The organism is Streptomyces sp. LaPpAH-108, from assembly GCF_000373625.1.
Classification (GTDB): Bacteria; Actinomycetota; Actinomycetes; order Streptomycetales; family Streptomycetaceae; genus Streptomyces.
This window is the reverse complement of the sequence record NZ_KB891999.1, coordinates 1-24,585: the sequence shown is the minus strand read 5'-3', so window position 1 is coordinate 24,585 and position 24,585 is coordinate 1. Positions and strand designations below refer to the sequence as shown.

The following is a 24,585-nucleotide window of genomic DNA, read 5'->3' as shown; positions in this document are numbered from 1 at the left end:
ACGTCGTCCGACCCGCACGATGCAGGCAACGACGTCGAACCCCGAGAGGCCATCCATGAGACGGACCCGGCGCACCCGGCTGTGCCTGGCCGGAGTGCTGGCAGCGTCCGCGCTGGTCGCGAACCCCACCACGAGCCCGGCCGCGGGCGCCGCCACCCGTCCCGCCACGGGCGCGGCGCGGGCCGACGGCCCCCTCACCGACCTGGTCGACCCCTTCATCGGGAGCCAGAACGAGGGCAACACCTTCCCCGGCGCCACCGTGCCCTTCGGCATGGTCCAGCTCTCCCCGGACACCGGCCACCGCACCGGCTACGACTACGGGCAGAGCCGTATCCGGGGCTTCTCGCTGGTCCATCTCTCCGGCGTCGGCTGCCCGATCGGCGGCGACCTGCCCGTCCTGCCCACCACCGGCGACGTCACCACCACCGACCACGCCCGCTACGCCGCCGGGTTCCGCCACGCCGACGAGGCGGCGAGCCCCGGCTACTACCGCGTCGGTCTGGACTCCGGCATCCGCGCCGAGCTGACCGCGACCGCCCGCACCGGCGTCCAGCGCTACACCTTCCCGGCCACCACCAAGGCCAACGTCCTGCTCAACGCGGCCCAGTCGCTGCACAAGCCGGGCGGCAGCGAGGTCGAGATCCTGGACGACCGCACCGTCCGGACCCGGATCGGCGGCCACGGCTTCTGCCGCGACACCGGGCCGTACTCCGTCTACACGATCACCCGCTTCAGCCGCCCCTTCATCGCCCACGGCACCTGGACCGGCTCCACGGTCACCGACGGCGCGAAGACGGGGACCGGCGGGGCGTACGTACGGTTCGACACCACCAGGGACCGCACCGTGGAGGCGACCACCGCGCTGTCGTACGTGGACGCGCGCGGCGCGGCCCTCAACCTCCGTGCGGAGGGCGGCCGTTCCTTCGACGCGGTGCGCGAGCGGGCCCGCGCGGACTGGGAGCGGCGGCTCGGCACCGTCCGGGTCGGCGGCGGCGAGGACAGCCTGCGCCGCACCTTCTACTCCTCCCTCTACCGCTCGTTCCTGGCGCCGAACATCGGCAGCGACGCCGACGGCCGCTACACCGGCTGGGACCAGAAACCCCACCACGCCGACGGCTTCACCTACTACCAGAACTGGTCCCTGTGGGACACGTACCGCACCCAGGCCCAGCTCCTCGCCCTCCTCGCCCCGCGCGAGGCGCGTGACATGGCGCGCTCGGTGGTGCGGATCGACGAGGACGGCGGCTGGCTGCCCAAGTGGGGCTACGGCACGGTCGAGACGAACATCATGACCGGCGACCCGGTCACCCCGTTCCTCACCACCGCCTATCAGATGGGCCTGCTGAAGGGCTTCGAGGAGCGGGCGTACCGGGCGCTGCGGAAGAACGCCGACGGCGTGCCCCCGGCCGCCTATCCGGGCGTCGGCCGCGAGGCCAACCAGGAGTATCTGGCGCAGGGCTTCGCGCCGTACGTCCAGGGCCGCCCCTACGCCAAGATGGGCGACTCCGACTACCACTTCGGCGCCTCCGCGACCCTGGAGTACGCCCTCGCCGACGCCATGCTCGCCCAGATGGCACGCGGTCTCGGCCACTCGGAGGACGCGGCCCGCTATGCCGCCCGTGCCCGCAACTACCGCAACGTCTTCGACCCGTCGACCGGCTTCTTCCGGGCCCGCGACGCCTCCGGCGCCTTCACCGGTCCTGCCGACCCGGCCCGGGGGACCGGCTTCCACGAGGGCACCGCCTGGCAGTACCAGTGGCTCGTGCCCCAGGACCTGCCCGGCATGATCGGCCTGATCGGCGGCCCGGAGGCGGCCGGGAAGCGCCTGGACTCCTTCTTCGCCTACGACCGGCTGCTCGCGGACCCCGAGGGCACCGCCCGCCGGGTGTGGGTGCACGGCGACCCGTACGACTACTACAACGCCACCACGTACAACCCGCAGAACGAGACCGACCTGATCGCCCCCTACACCTATCTCTCCACCGGGCAGCCCTGGAAGACCACCGACGTGGTGCACGCCGCGCTGACCCTCTTCACCCCCACCCCGACCGGCATGACCGGCAACGACGACCTCGGCACGATGTCCGCCTGGATGGTGCTCTCCTCGATCGGGATCTTCCCGGTCCAGCCCGGCTACGACACCTGGGGCCTGTCCACCCCCGTCTTCGACCGGGTCGACCTCACCCTAGACCGCCGTTACTGGCCGACGGGCGCCTTGACCGTCACCGCGCCGGGCACCTCGGCGGACGCCCGGTACATCCAGGGCGTCCGCACGGACGGCACCGCGCACGGGCGGACCTGGCTGTCGACGAGCGCCCTGCGTTCCCTGCGCACGCTCGCGTTCACGGTCGGCCCGCGCCCGTCCGAGTGGGGCACGACACCGGGCGCGGCACCCCCGGTACTGAGATGACCTCACGATCTGAGGAGTCCGCCCCGTCTTCGAGGGCGGGACTTTATCTGCTGTTAACTGAGCGTAACGTGATCGCACTTGACCGTAATCAAGGTTCGGGGATTGACTGCACACAACCACCCGTCGACGACGCGAGGCACGCCCTTGACTTCCGACCTGCTCGCTCCACTCGACCTCGCCTTCTGGAACATGGAGTCCGACCGGCACCCGATGCACCTGGGCGCCCTCGGGATCTTCGCCACGCACTCGCCGACCGCGGGCGCGCACGCCGCCGACCTGCTCGCCGCGCGCGCCGCCGCCGTGCCCGGGCTGCGGATGCGCATCCGCGACGTGTGGCAGCCCCTCGCCTTCGGTGGCGCCACCCGCGAGGAGGTCCCGGACTTCGACCCGCTCGACCACGTCCGCCTCCACGCCCCCACCGCCGACTTCCACGCCATGGCGGGACGGCTCATGCAGCGCCCGCTCGGGCGCGGGCGTCCGCCCTGGGAGGCCCATGTGCTGCCCGGCGAGGACGGCGTGTCCTTCGCCGTGCTGTTCAAGTTCCACCACGCCCTCGCCGACGGCCTGCGCGCCCTCAAGCTCGCGGCCGGTCTCCTCGACCCCGTCGAGCTGCCCGAGCGCGCCCCGCGCCCCGCCGAGCCGCCGCGCGGGCTGCTCTCCGAGGTGCGCGCGCTGCCCGGCCGCGTCCCCGGGCTGGTCAGGGACACGCTCTCCGACGTGGGCCGGGCCCTGGACATCGGCGCCTCGCTGGCCCGCTCCACCCTCGGGATGCGGCCCACCCCCGCGCTGACCTCCGCGCCCAGCGGCACCCGCCGCATCGCCGGGGCCGTGCTCGACATCGACGACGTGCACCGCATCCGCAAGAGCGTCGGCGGCACCGTCAACGACGTCCTGATCGCCGTGGTCGCGGGCGCCCTGCGCCGCTGGCTGGACGAGCGCGGCGACGGCAGCGAGGGCGTCGCGCCGCGCGCGCTCATCCCGGTCTCCCGGCGCCGCCCGCGCACCGCCCACCCCCAGGGCAACCGGCTCTCCGGGTACTTGATACGGCTTCCGGTCGGCGACCCCGATCCGCTGGGCCGCCTGGACGCGGTGCGCACCGCCATGCTGCGCAACAAGGACGCGGGCCCCCACCGGGGTGCCGGTGCCGTCGCCCTGCTCGCGGACCACGTGCCCGCGCTCGGGCACCGGCTCGGCGGGCCGCTGGTCGGCCAGGCAGCCCGGCTCTGGTTCGACATCCTCGTCACCAGCGTGCCCCTGCCCGGCATCGGCCTGAAACTCGGCGGCCACCAGCTCACCGAGGTCTATCCGCTCGCCCCGCTGGCCCCCGGCCAGTCCCTCGCGGTCGCCATCTCCACCTACCGGGGACGCGTCCACTACGGCCTCGTCGCGGACGCCCGCGCCGTCCCCGACCTGGACGTACTGGCCCGCGCGCTCACGGCGGAGACGGCCGCGCTGACCGCCGCCTGCGCGGATTGCTGATCACGGCCGGAGAGATCTGAGTCACCGGTCCGGCCTCGGGTTTGGTCCCGGGGCCGGGCGCTCCGTAAAATTCCCCGTTCGACAGCGTGCGCCAGTCCGGCGCCGCTCGGGTGATCAGGGAAAGCGGCAGCGCGATGACGGTGACAGAGGACGGCGCGGCGTCCATGGGCTCGGTGTCCACGGAGGCCGTCGACGAGGTGGTCCACGGACCCGGGATCGACCCGGAGCGCCTGGCCGTCTGCCTGAGCGTGCTGGAGGAACTGGACCGGATCGACGTGGACCACCCCGACGCGATCGCGGTGCGCCGGGCCACCTCGCACATCTACCGCACGGTCAAGCAGCGCCGCCGCCAGGAGCGCCGCGCCGCCAAGACCGCGCACGACCGCGCCGTGACCGAGGCCACCGCCACCGGCTCCGCCGAGCGCATCGACGACGAGACCGAGGGCATCCTGCCCACCTCCAAGGTCGAGGCGGGCCGTATCGCGGGCATACTCCAGCGCCCGCGCTCCTGCTACACCTGCAAGACCCGCTACGTCGAGGTCGACTACTTCTACCACCAGCTCTGTCCGGACTGCGCCCGCGTGAACCGCGAGAAGCGCGACGCCCACGCCGACCTCACCGGCAAGCGCGCCCTGCTCACCGGCGGCCGGGCCAAGATCGGCATGTACATCGCACTGAGGCTGCTGCGCGACGGCGCGCACACCACGATCACCACGCGCTTCCCCAAGGACGCCATCCGCCGCTTCAAGGCGATGGAGGACTCCGCGGACTGGATGCACCGCCTGGAGGTCGTCGGCATCGACCTGCGCGACCCCGCCCAGGCCGTGGCCCTCGCCGACCAGGTCGCCGACGCGGGCCCGCTGGACGTCCTCGTCAACAACGCCACCCAGACCGTGCGCCGGCTGCCCTCCGCCTACGCCGCCCTGGTCGACGGCGAGAGCGCCCCGCTGCCCGCCGGTGAGCTGCCCGCCCACCACGTCATCGGCGCCTTCAACTCCGGCGCCGTGGACGGCCTGGCCGCGCTGCCCCTCGGCACCAGCGGCATCGAGGCCCAGAAGGTCGCCGACCTCGCCCTGGTCGCGGGCAACGCGAGCGTCGCCCGGCACCTGGACGGCACCGCCATCGACGCGGGCGGCCTGCTCCCCGACGTGGTCGAGTCCAACACCTGGGTGCAGACCATCGAGCAGATCTCCCCGGTGGAACTCCTCGAGACCCAGCTGTGCAACTACACGGCGCCGTTCATCCTGATCAGCAAGCTGCGCCCGAGCATGGCCGAGGCCGCGAAGAAGGCGGCGAGCGGACGGGCGTACGTCGTGAACGTCTCCGCCATGGAGGGCGTCTTCGCCCGTGGCTACAAGGGCGCGGGCCACCCGAACACCAACGCCGCCAAGGCCGCGATGAACATGGTGACCCGCACCAGCGGCCAGGAGATGTTCGACACCGACCGCATCCTGATGACCTCCGTCGACACCGGCTGGATCACCGACGAGCGCCCCCACTTCGACAAGCTCCGCCTGGCCGAGGAGGGCTTCCACGCCCCGCTCGACCTGGTCGACGGCGCCGCTCGTGTATACGACCCGATCGTGCGCGGCGAGCAGGGCGACGACCTGTACGGCGTCTTCATGAAGGACTACGCGCCCGGCAAGTGGTGAAACCGCCCTGGCACCGTGTGACGGTCCGTAGGCCGAGTGGGTGAACCCGGCGGACGGTCACGCGGTGCGCGTGTCATGAAATCGCAACACATCGACGGGTATTGAGGTCCCGAGGACCCGCAATGCTTACGTCTTGTTTGCACTCACTGTCGAGCGGAGCCCCGCTCATTTGGTTAACCTGAATGGAGAGGGGCGACCCGACACAGAGGGAGTGCGCGGTGACACCGGAGAAGACGAATCGCGAACAGGGCCCCGACGAACGCCCGGAGCGGACCCGCCGCAGGCCCGGAGAGCTCGGCAGCCTCGACGTATGGGCCCGCTCCGCCCCGATTCGCCTGGCCGGCTACGAGGACGACCTCGCCGAGCCGCACATCCTGCCCAGCGTGGACTGACCCCGGGCCGACCGCCGTGACCGCATGGGCGTGACACACTCGCGCCCATGCAGATCAGAGAAGCCGTGGCCGCCGACTGGCCGCGGATCTGGCCGTTCTGGCACCGGATCGTCGCCGCCGGGGAGACCTACACCTGGGCCCCCGACACCCCCGAGGACGCCGCCCGGCGACTGTGGACCGACCCGCCCCGCCGGGTCTACGTCGCCGAGGACGCGGACGGCACGGTGACCGGTTCCGCCTACCTCACCCCGAACTACGGCGGCCCCGCCGCGGACATCGCCAACGCCGCCTTCATGGTCGACCCCGGCCACACCGGACGCGGCGTCGGCCGCGCCCTCGCCGCACACGTCCTCGCCGAGGCGCGGGCCCAGGGCTTTCGCGCGATGGTCTTCAACGCCGTCGTGGAGACCAACCCCGCCGTCCGCCTGTGGACCGCCCTCGGCTTCACCGTCCTCGGCACGGTCCCGGACGCCTTCGCACACCCCCGGCACGGCCGGGTCGGCCTGCACATCATGCACCGGGCGCTCTGAGAACAGGCCCTACGGCTCCAGCGGCGCCGTGCGCGGCCAGGGCAGCAGCCGCTCCAACTCCTCGGCCACCGCCAGCAGTACGGGCTCGCTGCCCGGACGGCCCACCAGCTGCACCGCGCACGGGGCACCCGAGTCGGACAGCCTGCCGAACGGCACCGACATCGCGGGCCAGCCGGTCAGATTCCAGACCGGGGTGAAGGGCGAACAGGCGCTGTTCACCGCGAGGTTGGCCGCCCAACTACGCTCGTGCCACGCCTCGGCCTTCGGACCGCGCCGGGCCAGCGCCGGGGTCAGCAGCACATCGTGCTCGGCGAAGAACGGCGCGAGGCGGGCCCGCAGCCGCTCCCGCGCCTTCCCGGTGCGCACCGGGCCGAGGAAGCGACGGCCGACGGCCGCGTGCGTCCGGGTGCGCGGGGCGAGCAGCGCCGGGTCCAGCTCCGCCGCGTCCACCGCCGTACCCGCCGTCCATGTGCTCAGCGCCGTCATGCCCAGGTCGAGCGGATAGGGCGGCTCGGCCTCGCGGACCGTGTGGCCCGCCCCGGCCAGCAGCCCGGCCGCCCGCCGCACCGCCGCGGTGTACGCCCCGTTCACCGGGAACCCGGCCATCGGGCTGCGCAGCCCCACCGCGATCCGGCGCGGCTCGGGCCCCGCCGGACCGGTGAACTCCGTGTCCGCGAGGACCGACAGCATCAGCCGCAGATCCTCGGTCGTGGTGGCCAGAGGGCCGTTCTCGGACATCCCGAACCAGTCGCCGTTGCCGATCCCGGCCGGTACGACCCCGTGCCCCGGCTTCAGCGTGACCAGACCGCAGTGCGCGGCCGGGATGCGCAGCGAGCCCATGCCGTCGTTGCCCACCGCGAGCGGCACCAGGCCCGCCGCCACCGCCGCGGCGCTGCCCCCGGAGGAACCGCCCGCCGTACGGGTGAGGTCCCACGGGTTGCGGGCGGTGCCGTACACACTCTCGGAGGTGCCGAAGACGCACAGCTCCGGCACGTTCGTCAGCCCCACGACCACCGCGCCCGCCGCCCGCAGCCGGGCCACCGTCACATGGTCCTCGGTGGCCGGGGTGTCCGGGGTCGCGGCGGAGCCGTTGCGCACCGACTCGCCGCGCACCGACAGGTTGTCCTTGACCGCCACCGGCACCCCCGCGAGCGGCAGCCGGTCCAGATCGCCCCGGGCCGCGACCTCGTCCGCCTCCGCGAGCGCGGCCCCGGCCCGCACCGTGCGGAAGGCACCCACCCGCCCGTCGAGCCGTTCGATGCGCGCGAGATGGTCGGCGACCACCTCGCGCGGGGTGGCGCGCTTCTCGCGCACGGCGGCGGCGATCTCGGCGGCGCTGCGGCCGGCCCAGTCGTTCACGGACGCTCCTCGTTGCTGTCTCCGCGCGCCCGACGCTGGACGCGCAGGGGCCACTGTGCCCGCTCGCGCGCCCCCGCGTCGAGAGCCCGGCGCGGCCCGCCGCCGGTGAACCGCCTGCTCAACGGCTTTCCGTGAGCCGTGTCGGCGGCAGATAGTCCCGCACGTACGACCGCTTCCAGCACGCGCCCGTCTCCCGCAGCTCCCGCCGGTCGGTGAACCGGTAGCGGAAGAGCCGGGCGCGGATGTGGCGGGGCGGGGCCTCGGGCGGGAAGGGGGAGCGGCGCAGCAGGCGCAGGGTGGCCCGGTCGCCCTCCAGGAGCCGTTCCACCAGGCCGCCGAACCACTCCCCGGCATAGCCGGGCGACAGCGCGGCGAACCACATCAGCCAGTCCAGGCGCAGATGGTACGGCGCGAACTGGCGCGGCCAGTGACCGAGATCGCCCGGCTTGCCCCGGAACTCGTACGCCCGCCAGTCGGAGTCCTCCCGGGGCGGATCGTCGTAGGTGCCCTCGATCACCACCTCGTAGCGCACCCGGCCCACGCTGCCGAACGCGCCGTAGGTGTTGACCAGGTGCAGCGGGTCGAAGGAGCGGTTCATCACCTGGCGGCGGGAGAGCATGTTCAGCACCGGGCGGTGGCTCAGGAAGAGCAGGCCCGCGCCGACCGCCAGCACCAGGACCTCGTACCAGAGCGGCGCCGGGGGCACCGAGGGCGCGTCGGTGGGGAGGAGCAGCGCGGAGAACGCGAGCACGATGGTGATCCAGTTCAGCCACGCGAAGTTCCCGGACAGCACCAGCCACAGCTGGGTCACGATCATCAGCGCGGCGGCGGCCGAGGCGATCGGCTGCGGGGTGAACAGCAGGAAGGGGACGACGAGTTGGGTGAAGTGGTTGGCCGCTACCTCCACCCGGTGCAGCGGCCTGGGCAGATGGTGGAAGAACCAGCTCAGCGGGCCCGGCATCGGCTGGGTCTCGTGGTGGTAGTAGAGGCAGGTCAGGTCCCGCCAGCACGGATCGCCGCGCAGCTTGATCAGCCCGGCCCCGAACTCCACCCGGAACAGCACCCAGCGCAGCAGGAACAGCACCACGATCGGGGGTGCCACCTCGTCGTTGCCGAGGAACGCCGCGAGGAAGCCGACTTCGAGCAGCAGCGACTCCCAGCCGAACGCGTACCAGGTCTGGCCGACGTTCACGATCGACAGATACAGCGCCCAGGGCACCAGCCACAGCAGCACCCCGGCCCACAGCGGCAGCAGCGAGTCCACCCCGGCGATCAGCGCCGCCGACACCGCGCAGCCCGCCCACGCGCACCCCGCGAAGAAGCGGTCCGAGTAGCGCAGATGGAACAGGCTCGGGGCCCGGCGAAAGCGCGTGCGCGCCAGATAGCGGGGGATCGGCGTCATCCCGCGCTCGCCGAGCAGCGCCCGGAACTGGAGGGCCGCCGTCAGGAACGCCACCAGATACAGCCCGGCCAGGGCGCGCTGGAACACCAGCCGGCTCAGCCAGTACTCCGGCGCGGTGAACCAGTCCACGACACTCCTGCCTCCGGCGCGACCGCTCCGCACACGGCCGCTCGACGCCCGCCAGTCCATGTACCGCGCGCCCCGGCCCGGCTAACCGGACGCCTGTGCAGCACTCGAAGAATCCGCCGATTGCTGGCAAGGTGGCTCCATGGCTGAACGGGGAGCGAGTGCCCTGTCACTCCCGGAGGACTCGCCCGCCCACCCGGACACGATCCTGGCGCTCAACGGCATGGGCACCTTCGACTGGGACCTGGACGCGGGTCTCTTCCACCTGGACGCCCGCGCCCACGAGGTCTTCGACCTGCTCCCCGAGGAGTACGACGGCCGCCTGGAGTCCCTGGCCGCCCGGATGCCGCCGCCCGAGGCCGCCCATCTCGACGCCGTCGTCGCCCGCGCCATCAAGGACGGCAGCGAGCACTACGGCACCTACTTCCGCATCCGCCGCCGCGACGGCAGCTACCGCTGGACCCACAGCCAGGGCGCCATCCGCCGCGACGGCACAGGGCGCCCGCACCGGGTCGTCGGCATCGTCCGGGACGCCACCCGGGAACTCGCCGAGAGCCCCGAGCACGGGCCGCGCACCCTGCGCGACGAGGCGTTCCGCCGCCAGACCAACGTCGTCCAGGTCATCACCGCCGCCCTCGCCCACGCCCGCAGCGTCCACGACGTGATCGACGTGCTCAAGAACGCCCACGGCATCCGCCGCCTCGGCGTGGCCAGCGTGGTCATGGGCCTGGTGGAGGCCGGACGCATCCGGCTGGTCGCCGAGGGACTGGCCGGGAGCTTCGTGCCCGGCACCCGGATCACCCGGATCGACGAGCCGTACCCGATGAGCGAGGTCGTCCGCACGCTCGCGCCCCGCTTCATCGAGTCACCGGAGGAGTTCTCCGACGGCTACCCCATCCTCTGGCCGCACCTCACCGCACTGCACGTCACCTCCGCCGCCTACCTGCCGCTCATCGCCCAGGGCCGCCCCATCGGCGCCCTCGGCCTGCTCTACAGCGACCGGCGCGGCTTCTCCGCCGAGGAGCGGGCCGTCCTCGTCGCGCTCGGCAGCAGCATCGCGCAGAGCCTGCAGCGCGCCATGCTCTACGAGCAGGACAAGGACCTCGCCCAGAACCTCCAGCAGGCGATGCTGCCCCGCACCATCCCCAGCGTGCGCGGCGCCGAGGTCGCCGTCCGCTACCGCTCGGCGGCCCTCGGCCGCGACATCGGCGGCGACTGGTACGACCTCATCCCGCTCCCCGGGGGCCGGGTCGGCGCGGTCATCGGCGACGTCCAGGGCCACGACACCCACGCCGCCGCCGTCATGGGCCAGCTGCGGATCGTGCTGCGCGCCTACGCCGCCGAGGGACACACCCCGGCCGCGGTGATGGCCCGCGCCTCCGTCTTCCTGCACGAACTCGACACCGACCGGTTCGCGACCTGCCTCTACGCCCAGGCCGACCTGTCCACGGGCGTCGTCCAGATGGTCCGCGCGGGCCACCTCGACCCGCTCCTGCGCTACTCCGACGGCACCTGCCGCCGCATCTGCGTCGAGGGCGGGCTGCCGCTCGGTCTGTCCGCCGAGTTCGGCCGTCTGGAGTACCCGATCACCACCCTGGAACTCGATCCAGGGCGCACCCTGGTCCTGTGCACCGACGGCCTGGTCGAACAGCCCGGCGTCGACCTGGACGACGGGATGCGCGCCCTCGCCTCCGCCGTCGCCGCCGGACCCCAGGACGTCCGCGAACTCGCCGGGCGGCTGATCGGCATGGCCGAGGAACGCGGCGGCGAGGACGACGTGGCCCTGCTCCTCCTCAGGCGCCGCGTCCCCGAGACCCCCCTCGCGGGCGGCCGGCTGCGCCGCCATGTCGCCCCGGGCGATCCCGAGGCCCTTTCCCGCGCCCGCCACATGATCCGCACCGCCGTCCGCGCCTGGGGCGCCCGCGAGCGCGCCGACGACATCGAGCTGGTCACCGACGAACTGGTCACCAACGTCCTCATGCACACGGAGGGCTCGGCGGCGGTGACCCTCCGGGTGCTCGACGGCCCCGAGCGCAAGCTCCGCGTCGAGGTGGAGGACTCCTCCAGCGCGCTGCCCCGGCGGCGGGAGGCGGGGGCGGAGGGGGTCTCCGGACGCGGGCTGCTGCTGGTGGAGCTGCTGGCGGACCGGTGGGGGGTGGAGGCGCGGGGCGGGGGCAAGGCGGTGTGGTGCGAGTTCGAGGTGCGGGCGGAGCGGGAGGACTGGGAGGAAGGGGACGGCGGGGCGGACGGGGACGGCGGCGGGGAGCGCGACGCGGGCTGACGTACGCCCGCATGCCGTCTCCCGTCCGTGTCCGCCTGGCGCTGTCGGTGACGGATGGCACTCTGGACGTATGCCGGAATTGCCCGAGGTGGAAGCGCTCAGGGACTTCCTCACCGAGAACCTGGTGGGACGCCGGGTGGTGCGCGTCCTGCCGGTGGCCATCAGCGTCCTGAAGACGTACGACCCGCCGGTCACCGCCGTGGAGGGCGCGGAGGTCACCGCCGTGCGCCGGTACGGCAAGTTCCTGGACCTGGAGACCGACGGCGGCCTCCATCTGATCACCCATCTGGCCCGCGCGGGCTGGCTCCAGTGGCGCGACCGGCTCCCGGACGGCCCGCCCCGCCCCGGCAAAGGGCCGCTGGCGCTGCGCGTCGCCCTGGACACCGGTGAGGGCTTCGACCTGACCGAGGCGGGTACGCAGAAACGCCTCGCGGTGTACGTCGTCCGCGATCCGGCCGAGGTGCCCGGCATCGCCCGGCTCGGCCCCGACCCGCTGGCGGACGACTTCGACGAGGAGCGGTTCGCCGCGCTGCTGCGGGACGAGCGGCGGCAGCTCAAGGGCGCGCTGCGGGACCAGTCCCTGATCGCCGGGGTCGGCAACGCCTACAGCGACGAGATCCTGCACGCCGCGAAGATGTCCCCGTTCAAACTGGCGGCCTCCCTGACGCCCGAGGAGACCTCACGGCTGTACGAGGCGCTGCGTACGACCCTCACCGAGGCGGTGGAGCGGTCGCGGGGCGTGGCCGCCGGGCGGCTGAAGGCGGAGAAGAAGAGCGGGCTGCGCGTCCACGGCCGGACCGGCGAACCGTGCCCGGTGTGCGGGGACACGATCCGCGAGGTCTCCTTCAGCGACTCCTCGCTCCAGTACTGCCCGACGTGCCAGACGGGCGGCAAGCCGCTGGCGGACCGGAGGCTTTCGCGGCTGCTGAAGTGAGCGCTGTCTTTGCATGGCGGGTGTCAGTGGGCCGGAAGCGTCACCAGGCGCTGCCCGTCCGAGGTGCGCACGTCGTAGTGGTCGATGTCGTCGGGGCTCATCGAGGAACCGACGGTCGTGGAGGTCGTACCGCTCTCGTGCGCCCCGACGTTCCAGCCGCCGACGGCCTGTTCCGTACCGTCCCGGCCGACCACGAACAGACGGCAGGAGTGCGGCCCGGAGGTGTCGCGCACCTTCAGGCTCAGTCCGCTGCCCCAGTCCGCGCCCTCGGCCGTGACCTGTGCCCACACGCCGGTGCTGGGGTCGGTGGCCGCCGTGACTCTGGCCTCCGGCGCGGCACTCGACCCGGTCTGCAGCGCCAGCGCGGAGCCGGCGACCGCCAGCACGACGGAGGCGGCGAGCCCGTACAGAAACCGCCGCCGCTGCGCCCTGCGGCGTACGCCGATCTCCCCGAGCAGCCGCTCCAGCATCCGGGGTCCGGGTTGTGCGAGCGGCGGCACGAACTGCGGTGTAGCCTGCCGGAACAGCATCAACTGCCGTGCGGTGGGCCCGAATTCGGTCGCCCGTGCCGCGCACTGGGGACACTCCACGAGATGGTCCTCGAAGCGGAAGGCATCCGCCTCGTCCAGCACGCCGAGCGCATAAGCGCCGACGTCGCGATGCCTTTCCAGGGACCTCATGCCGAAACCTCGTGCCGGTGGGTGCGGGTGGGGGGTTACTCGTTGCACCCATCCGTACGCAGAGCACGGCCGAATCACTCAAGCCACATCCACGAATCACGGCGAAGAGATTCGGAGCGGGGGGAGGTTTGGATTGGTGCGATTTCCGGTCCGTTTCGGGGGGTGGGGGAAGGGGCTGGTCAGGGGGTGTGATGGGGGTGTCGCGCGGGGGCGTCGTGGGGGAGTGGTCCACTGGAAATGGCTGGTTACATTCTGGTCTCGACGGTGTTCAGTCCTGTGGTCGGGTGAACCCGTGGCTTCGTTCCACCTTGGCCACGTGGAGTGTGTAGCTCTGGTACCAGTCGGCTCGGCCGCGGTTCTGGGCCGCCTGGTGCTCGGTGTTGCTTCGCCACTCCGTGAGGGCGTCGGCGTCGCGGAAGTAGCCGACGGTGATGGCGAGGCCGCCGGGGGTCCGTGCGTGGTCCATGCCCAGGTAGCCGGGGATGGTCTTCACCAGGTCCTCCATGCGGGCGCTCATCTCGCTGTAGCCGCTCTGGTTCTCGGTGCGGACCGCGGTGAAGACGGCGACGTAGTACGGGGGTTGGTAGGGCTCGACGGGTGCGACAGGTGCTTCCTGGCGATCGCTCATGGCGTCACCGTAGGGCGGCGTGGACCCGGCGAACCAGCGGCTTTCCCGAACGGGAGGCATACGGGATCGAGTTCTTGACCAAGGACACCCGGCCCCTGCCCTACGGCCGGTGGCCCCCGACAGACTCACGTCGCGATGCCGACGGCGCTGCCCTTCCTGCTCCGCCTGGCCGGTGATCCACAACTCCCTGTGCGGTCCGAGCTGCTGAGCCTTCTGGTCTCGGTCGGAACTGCCCAGCCCCGAAGACCGAGCGAGGCTCCGGCAGGCCGCTGGACTCACGTGACCGACGGGTCGACCTCGGGGTGTGTGAACCGTACGGGCCTGCCCAGCGACCGGGCGTAGGCGATTTCGGCGCGGGTGCTGTCCCCGATGTAGTCGCCGACCACGAGCACTTCATCGGCTAGCCGGATCTTGGCCCGGTGCAGAGCGTCGAGTCGGACCTTCAGGGCCGCGGCCTTGACGGGGTCGGACCACAGTGCGTGCGGCGACTTCATGTCACAGCCCGGTTTGACGACAATCCTTCCGGCTTCGGTCTCCCGCAGCTCGGCCTCGTTCATCTCGGCCATGAAGCGGGTGGAGCCACAGATCACGACGATACGCGGCAGGCTCAACAGCTTCTTCGCCTCGGCAAGCCTCTCCTCGGGGGTGGGCAGGTGCGGGTATGACACGGGTTCCTCCTGACGATGCGGTCCAAGCGGTGCCCGCGGAGACGGCCACATGGTTCCGCCATGCCCGTCTAGTCGCCCACGAACCACAAGTAGCTCCCCGGCGTCGCCGCACACGCGTCAAGGAACTCCGCGAGGTCGAGCAGGGCCGCCTTCTGATGCCCCGAGTGCAGTTCCAGGTCGATTCCCATGGGCTCCCCCGTTGTCCTGAAGACGGCTCACATCGGGTACGACAGTAGCCGTACCTCCCCCTCGGGCCACTCCGCCCCGGCGCGCAGTGGTGTCCACATCGTCGGGAGGGGCATCAGGACGGCGCCCCCGGGTTGTTCGACGGTGACGTTCACCGTCAGGGGGTGCCAGCCGAGATGGGCGTAGAAGGGGACGAGTGGGGGGCGGCAGAAGAGGAGGGCGTGGTCCGGGCCGAGGGTGCGGGCGTGGGTGAGGGCGGTGGTGAGGACGCGGCGGGCGAGGCCCTGGCCGCGTACGTCCGGGGCTACGGCCACGCCGCCGATGCCCATGGCCTTCGTCGTCAAGGGGCCGATCGACAGGGGGAGTTCGAGCAGGCCCGCGTGGGCGATCAGGCGGTCGTGCGGTTTGATGCCGAAGTGGATCTCCTTGGGGCGGAAGGTCAGGCCGGTGTCGGCGACGCCGAAGGGGTCGGGGCCGTCACCGAGGATTTCGGCCTGGTCGGCCGGTGTGTAGTGCGGGAGGCGTACCACCGGTGCCGCTGAGGGTGAGGACGTGTGATCCATTCCGGCATGATCGTCTCGCCTGCCGTTCCCTGGCCAGCCGGGGGTGCCGGAAACGGCCAACTCGTCGAGAGACGCAGCCGCTCAGAACAGATGGATCGCCAAGTGCCCCAGCGGCAGCCCCAGTTGCCACGCCGGTGTCCACACCTTCGGCCCGTCGTCCTCCCCGAAGGGCCCCGCTCCGCCGGGGACCGCGTCCAGGTCCGGTGCGAGCAGTTCCGTCTCCTCCAGCCAGCGCCAGGCCGAGACGGCGAGCGCCAGATCGGGGGAGGGGGTGGGGGACTCGGCCGTCAGGGTGGCCAGGCGCTCGCGGACCCAGTCCTGCCAGAGGTGGTCGTAGGCCGTCAGGGAGAGCCAGTGCTCCAGGTGCGAGACCACACGGACGCAGGAGAGTTCACCGTCGGTGTCGGAGAGGAAGACGGTGAGGGCGAGAGCGTCGCGCCCCGCCCGGAACTCGAAGGACGTCGGTGGCATCAGATCGCCGGTGCGCAGCAGCTCGTCGGCGATGTACTCGGCGTACAACCAGGCCATGGGAACGGTGAGTTCGCCCCCGGTGTCGCCCGTGCTCTCGTGACCTCTGTGCAGCATCCCTGCCTGCCTTCCTCCGGTGCGTGCGTACGTGTCGCCCGAACCCGGCCCCCGCCCGGAACACGGATGAGGACAGCTCATGGCCCCGGCACCGGTCACGGCAAGGCGCTTTGCCGAGACTTGACCCGGCATCCGGTTTCAGCGGGGTTCGGTCGCGTATCCGGGCAGCACCCGGCGCAGGGCTCGCAGCGCGTAGTAGGCGCGGGACTTCACGGTACCGGCCGGTATGCCCAGGATCTCGGCCGCTTCCGCCACGCTCGCACCGCGGAAGTACACGAGTATCAGGACGTCACGGTGCTCGGGTGTGAGAGTCTTCACGGCCTGCCGTACGTCCAGCGCGGCGGCGGCCCGCTCCGCGTGGTCGGCCGTGACGCGCGCGTTCTCCGGGACCTCGTCCACGATCTCCGGCGGCCGGGCCCGCCGCGCGCGCCGGGCGTCTATGGCCAGCCGCCGCGCGACCGTGAGCAGCCACGGTCGTACGGACTCGAACTCGGCGGCGTGCAGCGCCTCGGGATGCTGCCACGCCCGGACCAGCGTCTCCTGCACCAGATCCTCGGCACGCTGGCGATCCCCGTCGCTGAGCCGGAGGAGCAGGGCGAACAGGGTGCGGCCGTGCTCGCGCTGGAGCGTGGCCAGTTCGTGCTCGGCGGTCGTCGTCCCGGGTGCGGTGGAGGTCACGGCCGTCATGGCCGTATGGCAGCGCAGGGCGCCGGTGGGGGACAGGGCGCGCGCAGGGTTGTGCGACGGGCGGTCGATTCCGTCGGTGAACGGTCGGACGAGCGGTCGCCCTCGGTCCCGTGCCGCGCTCCCCGGTCCCGGGGCAGCGTCCCCGGCTCCCGCCCCCGCTCCCGCCCCCGAGGCTCGGCGCCGCCTCCCGAATGGGCCGATCGGGCCTCCCGTCCCACCCGCCCGGGGAGTCCCCTTCGTCCTCGCCCACCCCTCATGGCTTCATCTGTCAATACGACAATTCCGGCTACGTGACCACGCAGGGGTGAGTCGATGATCGGACGCAAGCATCAGGTGGCCCTGGCGCTCACCGCCGTCCTCGCGGCGGCGGCTGCCTGTCAGAACCAGGAGCGGGCCGCCCCGGCCGCGGGACCGCAGACGCCGGTCGCCACCAGGGGCTTCACCCTCGTCGCCTCGGGCAGCGTCGTGCCGCACAGCACCGTCGCGGAGCGGGCGGCCTTCGACGCGAGCGGCACCAGCAACGGCGACAACAGCGACAACGGCGGTGGCTACGACTTCGGCCCCATGCTCGCCGCCGTCGAACCCGCCGTCTCCGACGCGGACCTCGCGCTCTGCCGCCTCGATCCGGTACCCGGCGACGACAGCGACCCCGCCGCCGCGTCCCTGCCGCAGCTCGCCCGCGCGCTCGCCGCCACCGGCTACGACAGCTGCGCGACCGCTGCCGCCGACGCCCTCGTCGACCCCTCGGGGGTGCCGCGCACCCTGAACGCCCTGGACGGCGCCGGGATCCGGCACGCCGGTACCGCCCGGACCCAGGCCGAGGCGGGGCAGACACCGCTGCTCCAGGCGGGCCCGGCCAAGGTCGCGCACCTGTCGTACACCTACGACCCCGGACAGCGGGCCGGCGACAGCCCCGAGTGGACCGTCGCCGCGCTCAACGAGCAGCGGGTGATCGCCGGGGCCCGCGCCGCGCGGAAGGCGGGTGCCGATGTGGTCGTCCTGTCCCTGGACTGGGGCGACGGCTGGCAGGACGCCCCCAACGGCGCGGTGACCGCGCTCGCCGAGCGGCTGACCGCTGCCAAGACCGGAGGGCGCCCGGACGTCGATCTGATCCTCGGCGCGGACGGCCATCTCCCGCAGGCGTACGGCAAGGTCAACGGCGTCTGGGTGGTCTACGGCAGCGGCGACCAGATCGGCCCCGGCGCGACCGGCGCGCAGGGCGCGGGGGACTGGCGCGGCGGCGAGTCCACCACCGCGCGCTTCACCTTCGCCCCGCCCGCCAAGCCCGGCGGGCGCTGGGAGGTCCGCCGGGCCGAGTTCCTGCCGCAGTTCTACGACCAGGACTCCGGCCGTCTCCTGGACGTCAGCACCGCCCTCACCCAGGGCGCCGACCTCACCGGGGTGCGCGACCGGATCAAGGACGCGGCCCTCGGCGGCGGAGGCGCCAAGGCGGGGCTGACCATGGCGCCCTGAGGCGGGCTCACTCCCGCCGCTCTCACCCCTGCCGCTCCGGCGCGGGCTCGCGGGCCAGCGTCGAGCGGCGGTAGGAGTAGCCGAAGTAGATCACGCAACCGATGAGGAACCAGATGGCGAACCGCACCCAGGTCTGCCACGCGAGGAACGTGATCAGCCAGATGGAGAAGATCACGCCCAGCGCGGGCACGAACGGCATCCACGGGGTGCGGAAGGCGCGCGGCAGGTCCGGGCGCTTGTAGCGCAGCACGATCACCGCCACGCACACCACCACGAACGCCAGCAGGATGCCGATGTTGGTCAGCTCGGCGGCCTCGCCGATCGGCACGAACCCGGCGATGGCCGCGGACCCGGCGCCGACGATCCAGGTCACCCGGGTCGGCACGTGCCGGGTCGGGTGCGTCTTGGCGAACCAGCGCGGGAGCAGTCCGTCGCGGGACATCGAGAACCACACCCGGGTCACGCCCAGCATGAAGGTGAACATCACGGTGAGGATGCCGATGATCGCGCCCACCGCGATCACGTCCGCGAGCCCGCTCAGCCCGACCGACTTGAACGCCGAGGAGAAGCCGCTCTCCGGGTCGATGTCCTTGTAGTTCTGCATGCCCGTCAGCACCAGACAGGCCGCCACGTACAGCACCATCGAGATGATCAGCGAGTAGATGATCGCCTTCGGCATGTGCCGCTGCGCGTCCTTGGACTCCTCGGCGGCCGTCGACATCGCGTCGTAGCCGAACACCGCGAAGAACACGGTCGCGGCGCCCGTGAACGCGCCAGTGATGCCGAACGGGAAGAACGGGTGGTAGTTCGCGGTGCTGATGTGGAACACGCCCACTCCGATCACCAGCAGCACCACCAGCACCTTGAGCACGACCACGATCGTCTCGAAGCGGGCCGCGCTGCGGATGCCGAGCGTGAGCAGCCAGGCGATCAGCAGACACAGCAGCGCGGCGAACAGGTCCACCCGGTGTCCCGCTCCGGTGCCGGGGGCGCCCAGCATCCAGGCGGGCAGGTCGGCGCCCAGCTGCTCCACCAGGAAGCTGAAGTAGCCCGAGATGCCGATGGCGACCACCGCCACGATCGCGGTGTACTCGAGCAGCAGGTCCCAGCCGATGAACCAGCCCGCGAACTCGCCGAGCACCGCGTAGCCGTAGGTGTACGCGGAGCCCGCCTTCGGGATCAGCCCGGCGAACTCGGCGTACGACAGCGCCGCGCAGGCGCTCGCCACACCGGCGATCAGGAAGGAGACCAGGACGGCGGGACCGGCCTTGCCATTGGCCACCGTCCCGGCCAGCGTGAAGATGCCCGCGCCGATGATGCCGCCCACGCCGATCGCGGTGAGCTGCCACAGCCCGAGCGAGCGTTCGAGGCCGCCGCTCTCGGCCGCCTCGGACTCGTCGATGTGCTCAATGGGTTTGCGACGGAGAATCCCCTCACCCGCACGGATCTTGGCCACACGCCTCACCTCTTCCCCGACGGCAAACGGCTGACGGCGGATCATGATGACTCAGCCCCGCCGAGGAGGGAAGACGCCACGCACGGACCACCGGTCCCGGCCCAGCGCGACCGCCCGCTCCGGCCCGGTACGAGTGCCCACTGCGGCCCTACGCGACCGATCACGACGGCCCCCGCGCGACCGCGGCGCTGCGGCCCGCGCGACCGGCCGCCACGGCCGTGTGCGTCCGCCCGCTCGGGCCCGGTCGACCGCCCCGCCAGGGCTTCGCTGGGCCGCCCGCTCCGGCCCGGTACGGGTGCCGCGCTGCGGTCCTATGTGACCGACCACGACGGCCCGCCGCGCGACTGCTCGCTGCGACCGAGCGACCGGCTGCCACGGCGGTGCACGCCCGCCCGCGCGGGCCCGGTCCGACCGCCCTGCTACGGCCTCGCTGGGCCCGCCTGCTCCGGCCTGGTGCGGATCGCCCCGCCACGGCCCCGCACGACCGCTTACGGTGGTCCGACGGGGGCCCGCCGCCACAGCCCGCGCGAGCGTTCGCTCTGGCCCGTGCAGCCGCCCCGCTACGGCACCACCGTCACCGGCCAGCGTCCCGCCTTGACCAGGCGTACCGCCACCGAGCCGATGATGCGGTGGCCCGCCTGTTCGGAGGCGCCCACCACCACCGCGTCCGCTTTCAGCTCGTCGGCGGCCCGGACCAGGCCGTTGTACGGGTCGCCGCGGAAGGTGTGGAACTCCCAGCGCACCTCGAATATCCCCTTCACGCGCTCGGCGGCCTCCCGGATCTGCGCGATCAGGTCCTCGGCGATCTCGTCGGTCGTCTCCGCCACCGGCGCCCCGAGCGCTGCCCCGGCCGCGAGCACCGGCTGCACGTACACCACCACGAGGAGCGCGCCCTGGCGCCGGGCGAGGCCGCCCGCGTACGCCGCGGCCCGCAGCGAGGAATCGGAGCCGTCCATCCCGACCAGGATGACCCTGGGGCCGTCGGTACCTCGCTCGAACTGATGCGCGTTCTCCGCGTGCTGTTCCTTCACGCGGGCGAGGCTATCGAAACCGTCGGCGAGCACAAGCGGCACGTCCGGGCCATGTTCCGCTCGTCGTATTCGTCATACCGCTGGACGCGATATCCGTCCGCCGAGCGGGTGGAATCGCCGGGCCTCGCGGTGTCGATGTGGGGGCCACGCGTCGGGCGGGGCGACTGATGGGTCATGCAGAAGCATCGGTTGTTCACACGGCGTCGGCTGCTGCTCGGCTCGGCCGCCGCGCTCGGGGCCGCCGGGACCGGGGGTCTCCTTCTGGCGGGCGGCGGCGAGAAGCCCGCCGCCCCGGCCGCCCTCGCCGGACCGCAGGCCCGCCCGGCGCTCAAGCCCTCCGCCTTCCGGCTCCAGCCCCTCGCGGGCTACGGCACCCCGCACACCGCCCCCGCCAAGCTGAAGGTCCGCCACGCACCGTTCGTGCGCATCTCCACCAAGGGCCGGCAGATGATGCTGACCTTCGACGACGGACCCCATCCCGACTACACCCCGCACATCCTGGACACCCTCGCCAAGTACGACGCGCGCGCCATGTTCTTCGTGTGCGGCGAGATGGCCGTCCAGAACAAGGAACTCCTCGCCCGCATGGCCGAGGCGGGACACGTGGTCGGCAACCACACCTGGACCCATCCGCTCCTCACCCAGCTGCGCCGCTCGGAGATCCGCGACGAGATCGAGCGCACCTGCGACGTGATCGAGGACGCCTACGGCGACCGCCCGCAGTGGTTCCGCGCCCCCTACGGCGCCTGGAACCGCGCCACCTTCCAGCTCGGCGCCGAGCTGGGCATGGAGCCCATGGCCTGGACCCACGACACCACCGACTGGATGACCCCCGGCACCCGCACCGTGATCGACCGGGTGGAGAAGAACGCCGGGCCCGGCGTCGTGATCCTCTCCCACGACGCCGGGGGTGACCGGACCCAGAGCGTCCAGGCGATCCGCGAGTACCTGCCCTATCTGCTCGACCAGGGCTACCACCTCACCGTCCCGCCCCGCCGTACGGCCTGAGCGGGCCCGCTCCCGCCCGGCCGCCGCCGGTTCAGCCGGCCGTGGCCAGGCGGGCGAAGACGACCACGTTGCCGTCGTAGCCGTTCTGCTTGGTGAAGCCGCCGCCGCAGGTGATCACGCGCAGCTCCGGGGTGCCCTTCGAGCCGTAGACCCGGTCACCGGGGAACGTGCTTTTCGCGAAGACCTCGACGCCGTAGATCTCGAAGACCGCTGTCCGTCCGTCCTCGCGGTCCACCTCGACCTGGTCGCCCTTCTTCAGCGCGCCGAGGCCGTAGAACACGGCGGGGCCGCGCTGGTTGTCGACATGGCCGACGATCACGGCGGTGCCCCGTTCGCCCGGGGAGACCGCGCCCGAGAACCAGCCCGCCAGATTGGTGTCCTCCGGCGGCGGGGCGCCCACCGAGCCGTCGGTGTTCAGACCGACCGAGGTGACGGGGGCGTCGACCCGGATCGCGGGGATGCGCACCCGGGAGGGCGCGGAGAACGCGAGCGAGGGCGCCGCGGGGGCGGCCGAGCCCGACGCGGCCGGGGCGGCGGGCACGTCGGGGACGGTCGCCGCGGTGCCGGTGTCCAGGGCCGCCGCCGCGGCCGGCTGGGGCGGGCCCACGTCGAACTCGCCGGAGCCGTTGCGGATGAGGGCCAGACCAGTCAGCAGGACGAGCGCTATGACGCCCCAGGGCGCGCGTCTCCTCGGCCGCTCCTCCCACTCCGCAAGCTCGGAGGCAGACATCGGCCATCCCTTCGTCACGTGGTCGCGGCCACGTCCACAGCGCATGGGAAGAAATTAAGTCCCCCGCGCGGGCGGCGGCGACGGGGCGAGGGGCGAACGGGTGGCCCGTCAGCCGCGCGGTGCGCCATCCGAGTTGCGGTTCACAGGAAATTTCTGACGGCGCGTGACCTGCGACAACATCCGATTGTGTGCTTGTCGTACGACGTCCTTGATCACCAGGACGGAGCATTCTCGACATGCGGGCGTGTTCCGCGCGCCCGATGGTGCTGTCGGGAGGTGCTTTCTCGCCGATCGACCCGGAAACCGGACCCGGGGTGCCTCCCGCGGAGGATTCAGATGCGCAACCAAGGTGCCTTGGCGGCGGTGTGCGCCGCCATCGCCGTGCTCTCGGTGACGGCGCCCGTGGCCGTCGCGGACGGCATGGGCAACGGAAACGGTGTGGCGGGGACGTCGGGCGTCGTCCCGGTCCCGGTCCCGGTGCCCGGCAACGGGAACTTCAACGGGAACGGGAACGGCAACTTCAACGGGAACAACAACTTCAACAACAACAACGGACACGGCAACGGGAACGGGAACGGCAACAACAACTTCAACAACAACAATGGGAACGGGCACGGGAACGGGAACAACAACGGGAACGGCAATTTCAACGACAACGGGCACGGGAACGGCAACGGCAACAACAACGGCAACGGGAACAACCGGGGCGACGACAACTTCGGCGGAGGCCGCGACAACGACAACTTCGGTGGCGGCCGGGGCAACAACGGCGACTTCGGCGGAGGCGGCGGTCACGGCGGCGGCATCCGCAACATCGACGTGAGCCCCAACGCGCTCCCGGCCGGTGGCCGCCTGACGGTGACCGTGGAGGGCTGCCGGGGCGGCAGCGTCTACTCCGAGGTCTTCCGCACCACCCAGCTCAACTCGTTCCGCGACAACAGCGCGCGCGGTGTCGCCACCATCAACCGCAATGCCCGGCCCGGCCGTTACGACATCACCGTCGACTGCGGTGGCCGCACCGTGACCAGCCCCAACGCCTTCACCGTGCTCGGCGGGGTCAACGGCGGTTTCGGCGGCAGCAGTTCGAGCGGGCCCGCCCCGGCCGACATGGCCATCGGCAGCGGTCTGGTCGCCTCGGCCTTCCTCGGCGGCGGCGTGTTCTGGCTGCGCCGACGGGGCGAGAGGCGGATCTGAGGGCCGTACCCCCGTCCCCCTCACCCCGGATGCCGCCGCCGACCGTCGCGGGACGCGGCGGCATCTTCGTGTACCCGTGAGGCGCCGGGGTGCTATCCCCTGGCGCCCGGGAACAGGCTGAGGAAGGGCTCCGCCGTCGCCGAGATGCCCCGGCTGAAGGGGGCGTCCAGGTCCCAGATCAGGAAGAGCATGAAGGCGATGGTCGCGGAGAAGAGCCCGGCCAGGATCAACTCCCGTGCCGTGCGCCGGATCTGGAGCGCGAAGACCATGCCGACGGTGATCACCGCACCGGCGAGCAGCCCCCACCACACCACCGGTGGCATGGTGTCCCCGGTGGAGTCGGCTCGTGCGTTACGCGCCTGGTCGGCGGCGGCCAGCTGGTCCAGGACCGGCTGGTACGCCTGGGCCTCGAAGTCGTTCCTGGGCTGGTAGTCCGTGACGTCGTGCCGGACCTTGGCCAGCAACTCGCCGCCCTTGTCGGTCACTTCGCCCTTGTCGGTCATCGACTTCCACTCGGTGGTCACGACGTGGGAGACGTAGATGTCGATGTCGTTCCGGATGCGGTCGCGCACCTCCGGCGGATAGACGCGGACGCGCTCGGAGATCTCGTGCAGCGCCTGGGCCTCGCTCTGCACCTGGTCCTGCGCGGCGTTGCGGGCCTCCCACACGCCCGCGATCGCGAGGCCGAGGACGATGGCGTAGACGACACCGATCCACATCGTCATGTACTCGATGACGTCCGGGGTCTCGCTGGGGTCCTCGTCCTCCGGGGCCCGCTTGTGCCGTACGAGGGTGATGACGACCACCACCGCGCACGCGCCCAGCATCGCCAGGAGCAGGACAAGCCAATCGGACACGTGGTTCCTCCAGGGGTGAGGTACGGCCGCGTCAGCGCGGGCGCAGGGCGGCGACGGCGACGATCGGGGGGACGGTGATGAGCAGCACGTAGGTGACCGGCGAGGTGGGGGAGGACGTGGTCCGCCGGGTGGGCTTGGGGTGGTACGCCGGGTAGCTCACCGGGGTCGCGGTGGGGCGCGGGGTGGGCTTCGGCTGCGGTTCGGGCGGCGGGGCGGGCCGGGGCTCCGGTCGCGGCGCGGGTGCCGGTGGGGGCGGCGGGGGTGCGGGGGGCGG

General features: G+C 72.3%; 22 protein-coding genes and 1 pseudogene. 10 read left to right on the top strand and 13 right to left on the bottom strand.

Going from position 1 to position 24,585, the window contains the following annotated elements; translation table 11 throughout:
• Window positions 1-55 precede the first annotated feature (55 nt).
• From B079_RS0128910 to B079_RS0128890, 5 genes are all read left to right on the top strand, one after another.
• Window positions 56-2,410 (top strand): GH92 family glycosyl hydrolase, encoded by a 2,355-nt coding sequence (locus tag B079_RS0128910; protein ID WP_026249188.1) that lies wholly within the window; start codon window positions 56-58, stop codon window positions 2,408-2,410.
• Window positions 2,411-2,554: 144 nt separating this feature from the next.
• Complete coding sequence (locus B079_RS0128905; RefSeq protein WP_018549340.1) at window positions 2,555-3,889, top strand: wax ester/triacylglycerol synthase family O-acyltransferase; 1,335 nt, start codon at window positions 2,555-2,557, stop codon at window positions 3,887-3,889.
• Between the two features lie 134 nt (window positions 3,890-4,023).
• Entirely contained in the window at window positions 4,024-5,541 is a 1,518-nt protein-coding gene (locus tag B079_RS0128900; RefSeq protein WP_018549339.1) for an SDR family NAD(P)-dependent oxidoreductase, read from the top strand.
• A 218-nt stretch (window positions 5,542-5,759) separates the two neighbouring features.
• Complete coding sequence (locus B079_RS32910) at window positions 5,760-5,933, top strand: hypothetical protein (protein ID WP_018549338.1); 174 nt, start codon at window positions 5,760-5,762, stop codon at window positions 5,931-5,933.
• Between the two features lie 47 nt (window positions 5,934-5,980).
• Complete coding sequence (locus B079_RS0128890) at window positions 5,981-6,463, top strand: GNAT family N-acetyltransferase (RefSeq protein WP_018549337.1); 483 nt, start codon at window positions 5,981-5,983, stop codon at window positions 6,461-6,463.
• Window positions 6,464-6,472: 9 nt separating this feature from the next.
• Here the strand turns inward: B079_RS0128890 and B079_RS0128885 are convergent, their stop codons facing one another.
• The gene (locus B079_RS0128885; protein ID WP_018549336.1) at window positions 6,473-7,822 is read right to left on the bottom strand and encodes an amidase; all 1,350 of its coding nucleotides are present in this window, start codon (window positions 7,820-7,822) and stop codon (window positions 6,473-6,475) included.
• 118 nt (window positions 7,823-7,940) lie between these two features.
• Window positions 7,941-9,353 (bottom strand): lipase maturation factor family protein, encoded by a 1,413-nt coding sequence (locus tag B079_RS0128880; RefSeq protein ID WP_018549335.1) that lies wholly within the window; start codon window positions 9,351-9,353, stop codon window positions 7,941-7,943.
• Between the two features lie 139 nt (window positions 9,354-9,492).
• On the opposite strand from B079_RS0128880, the gene B079_RS0128875 reads away from it, so the two are divergent.
• Window positions 9,493-11,631 carry a SpoIIE family protein phosphatase gene (locus B079_RS0128875; protein ID WP_018549334.1) on the top strand — a complete coding sequence of 713 codons (2,139 nt, stop codon included), beginning with the start codon at window positions 9,493-9,495 and terminating at the stop codon, window positions 11,629-11,631.
• A 70-nt stretch (window positions 11,632-11,701) separates the two neighbouring features.
• Window positions 11,702-12,565, top strand: a complete 864-nt coding sequence (locus B079_RS0128870; protein WP_026249187.1) for an Fpg/Nei family DNA glycosylase — start codon at window positions 11,702-11,704, stop codon at window positions 12,563-12,565.
• Between the two features lie 23 nt (window positions 12,566-12,588).
• Here B079_RS0128870 and B079_RS0128865 read toward each other — a convergent pair whose 3' ends face one another.
• From B079_RS0128865 to B079_RS0128835, 6 genes are all read right to left on the bottom strand, one after another.
• Complete coding sequence (locus tag B079_RS0128865) at window positions 12,589-13,245, bottom strand: zf-HC2 domain-containing protein (RefSeq protein WP_026249186.1); 657 nt, start codon at window positions 13,243-13,245, stop codon at window positions 12,589-12,591.
• A 268-nt stretch (window positions 13,246-13,513) separates the two neighbouring features.
• Window positions 13,514-13,873 carry an antibiotic biosynthesis monooxygenase family protein gene (locus B079_RS0128860; RefSeq protein WP_018549331.1) on the bottom strand — a complete coding sequence of 120 codons (360 nt, stop codon included), beginning with the start codon at window positions 13,871-13,873 and terminating at the stop codon, window positions 13,514-13,516.
• A gap of 275 nt (window positions 13,874-14,148) precedes the next feature.
• Window positions 14,149-14,541, bottom strand: coding sequence for a hypothetical protein (locus tag B079_RS0128855; protein ID WP_018549330.1), 393 nt, complete (start codon window positions 14,539-14,541; stop codon window positions 14,149-14,151).
• Between the two features lie 215 nt (window positions 14,542-14,756).
• On the bottom strand, window positions 14,757-15,290 hold the full coding sequence (locus B079_RS0128845) for a GNAT family N-acetyltransferase (RefSeq protein ID WP_026249185.1): 534 nt from the start codon (window positions 15,288-15,290) through the stop codon (window positions 14,757-14,759).
• 81 nt (window positions 15,291-15,371) lie between these two features.
• On the bottom strand, window positions 15,372-15,875 hold the full coding sequence (locus tag B079_RS0128840) for a hypothetical protein (protein ID WP_018549327.1): 504 nt from the start codon (window positions 15,873-15,875) through the stop codon (window positions 15,372-15,374).
• A 138-nt stretch (window positions 15,876-16,013) separates the two neighbouring features.
• Window positions 16,014-16,562: a sigma-70 family RNA polymerase sigma factor gene (locus B079_RS0128835; RefSeq protein ID WP_026249184.1), complete on the bottom strand. Its 549-nt coding sequence runs from the start codon at window positions 16,560-16,562 to the stop codon at window positions 16,014-16,016.
• Window positions 16,563-16,874: 312 nt separating this feature from the next.
• Here B079_RS0128835 and B079_RS0128830 point away from each other — a divergent pair, with 312 nt between their 5' ends.
• Window positions 16,875-18,035: a CapA family protein gene (locus tag B079_RS0128830; protein ID WP_018549325.1), complete on the top strand. Its 1,161-nt coding sequence runs from the start codon at window positions 16,875-16,877 to the stop codon at window positions 18,033-18,035.
• A 22-nt stretch (window positions 18,036-18,057) separates the two neighbouring features.
• Here the strand turns inward: B079_RS0128830 and B079_RS0128825 are convergent, their stop codons facing one another.
• Window positions 18,058-19,491, bottom strand: a complete 1,434-nt coding sequence (locus B079_RS0128825; RefSeq protein ID WP_018549324.1) for an amino acid permease — start codon at window positions 19,489-19,491, stop codon at window positions 18,058-18,060.
• 560 nt (window positions 19,492-20,051) lie between these two features.
• Window positions 20,052-20,522: a universal stress protein gene (locus B079_RS0128820; protein WP_026249183.1), complete on the bottom strand. Its 471-nt coding sequence runs from the start codon at window positions 20,520-20,522 to the stop codon at window positions 20,052-20,054.
• Between the two features lie 174 nt (window positions 20,523-20,696).
• Here B079_RS0128820 and B079_RS0128815 point away from each other — a divergent pair, with 174 nt between their 5' ends.
• Entirely contained in the window at window positions 20,697-21,530 is an 834-nt protein-coding gene (locus B079_RS0128815; RefSeq protein WP_018549322.1) for a polysaccharide deacetylase family protein, read from the top strand.
• A gap of 31 nt (window positions 21,531-21,561) precedes the next feature.
• Here the strand turns inward: B079_RS0128815 and B079_RS0128810 are convergent, their stop codons facing one another.
• On the bottom strand, window positions 21,562-22,260 hold the full coding sequence (locus B079_RS0128810) for a class F sortase (protein ID WP_018549321.1): 699 nt from the start codon (window positions 22,258-22,260) through the stop codon (window positions 21,562-21,564).
• Window positions 22,261-22,596: 336 nt separating this feature from the next.
• Between B079_RS0128810 and B079_RS34750 the strand changes: the two genes are divergently transcribed.
• Window positions 22,597-23,454, top strand: a complete 858-nt coding sequence (locus B079_RS34750; protein ID WP_026249182.1) for a hypothetical protein — start codon at window positions 22,597-22,599, stop codon at window positions 23,452-23,454.
• 92 nt (window positions 23,455-23,546) lie between these two features.
• Here the strand turns inward: B079_RS34750 and B079_RS0128800 are convergent, their stop codons facing one another.
• Together B079_RS0128800 and B079_RS36155 are read right to left on the bottom strand one after the other, a co-directional pair.
• Window positions 23,547-24,311, bottom strand: coding sequence for a DUF4239 domain-containing protein (locus tag B079_RS0128800; RefSeq protein ID WP_018549320.1), 765 nt, complete (start codon window positions 24,309-24,311; stop codon window positions 23,547-23,549).
• Window positions 24,312-24,342: 31 nt separating this feature from the next.
• A pseudogene (locus B079_RS36155) lies at window positions 24,343-24,585 on the bottom strand (hypothetical protein); the annotation flags it as partial.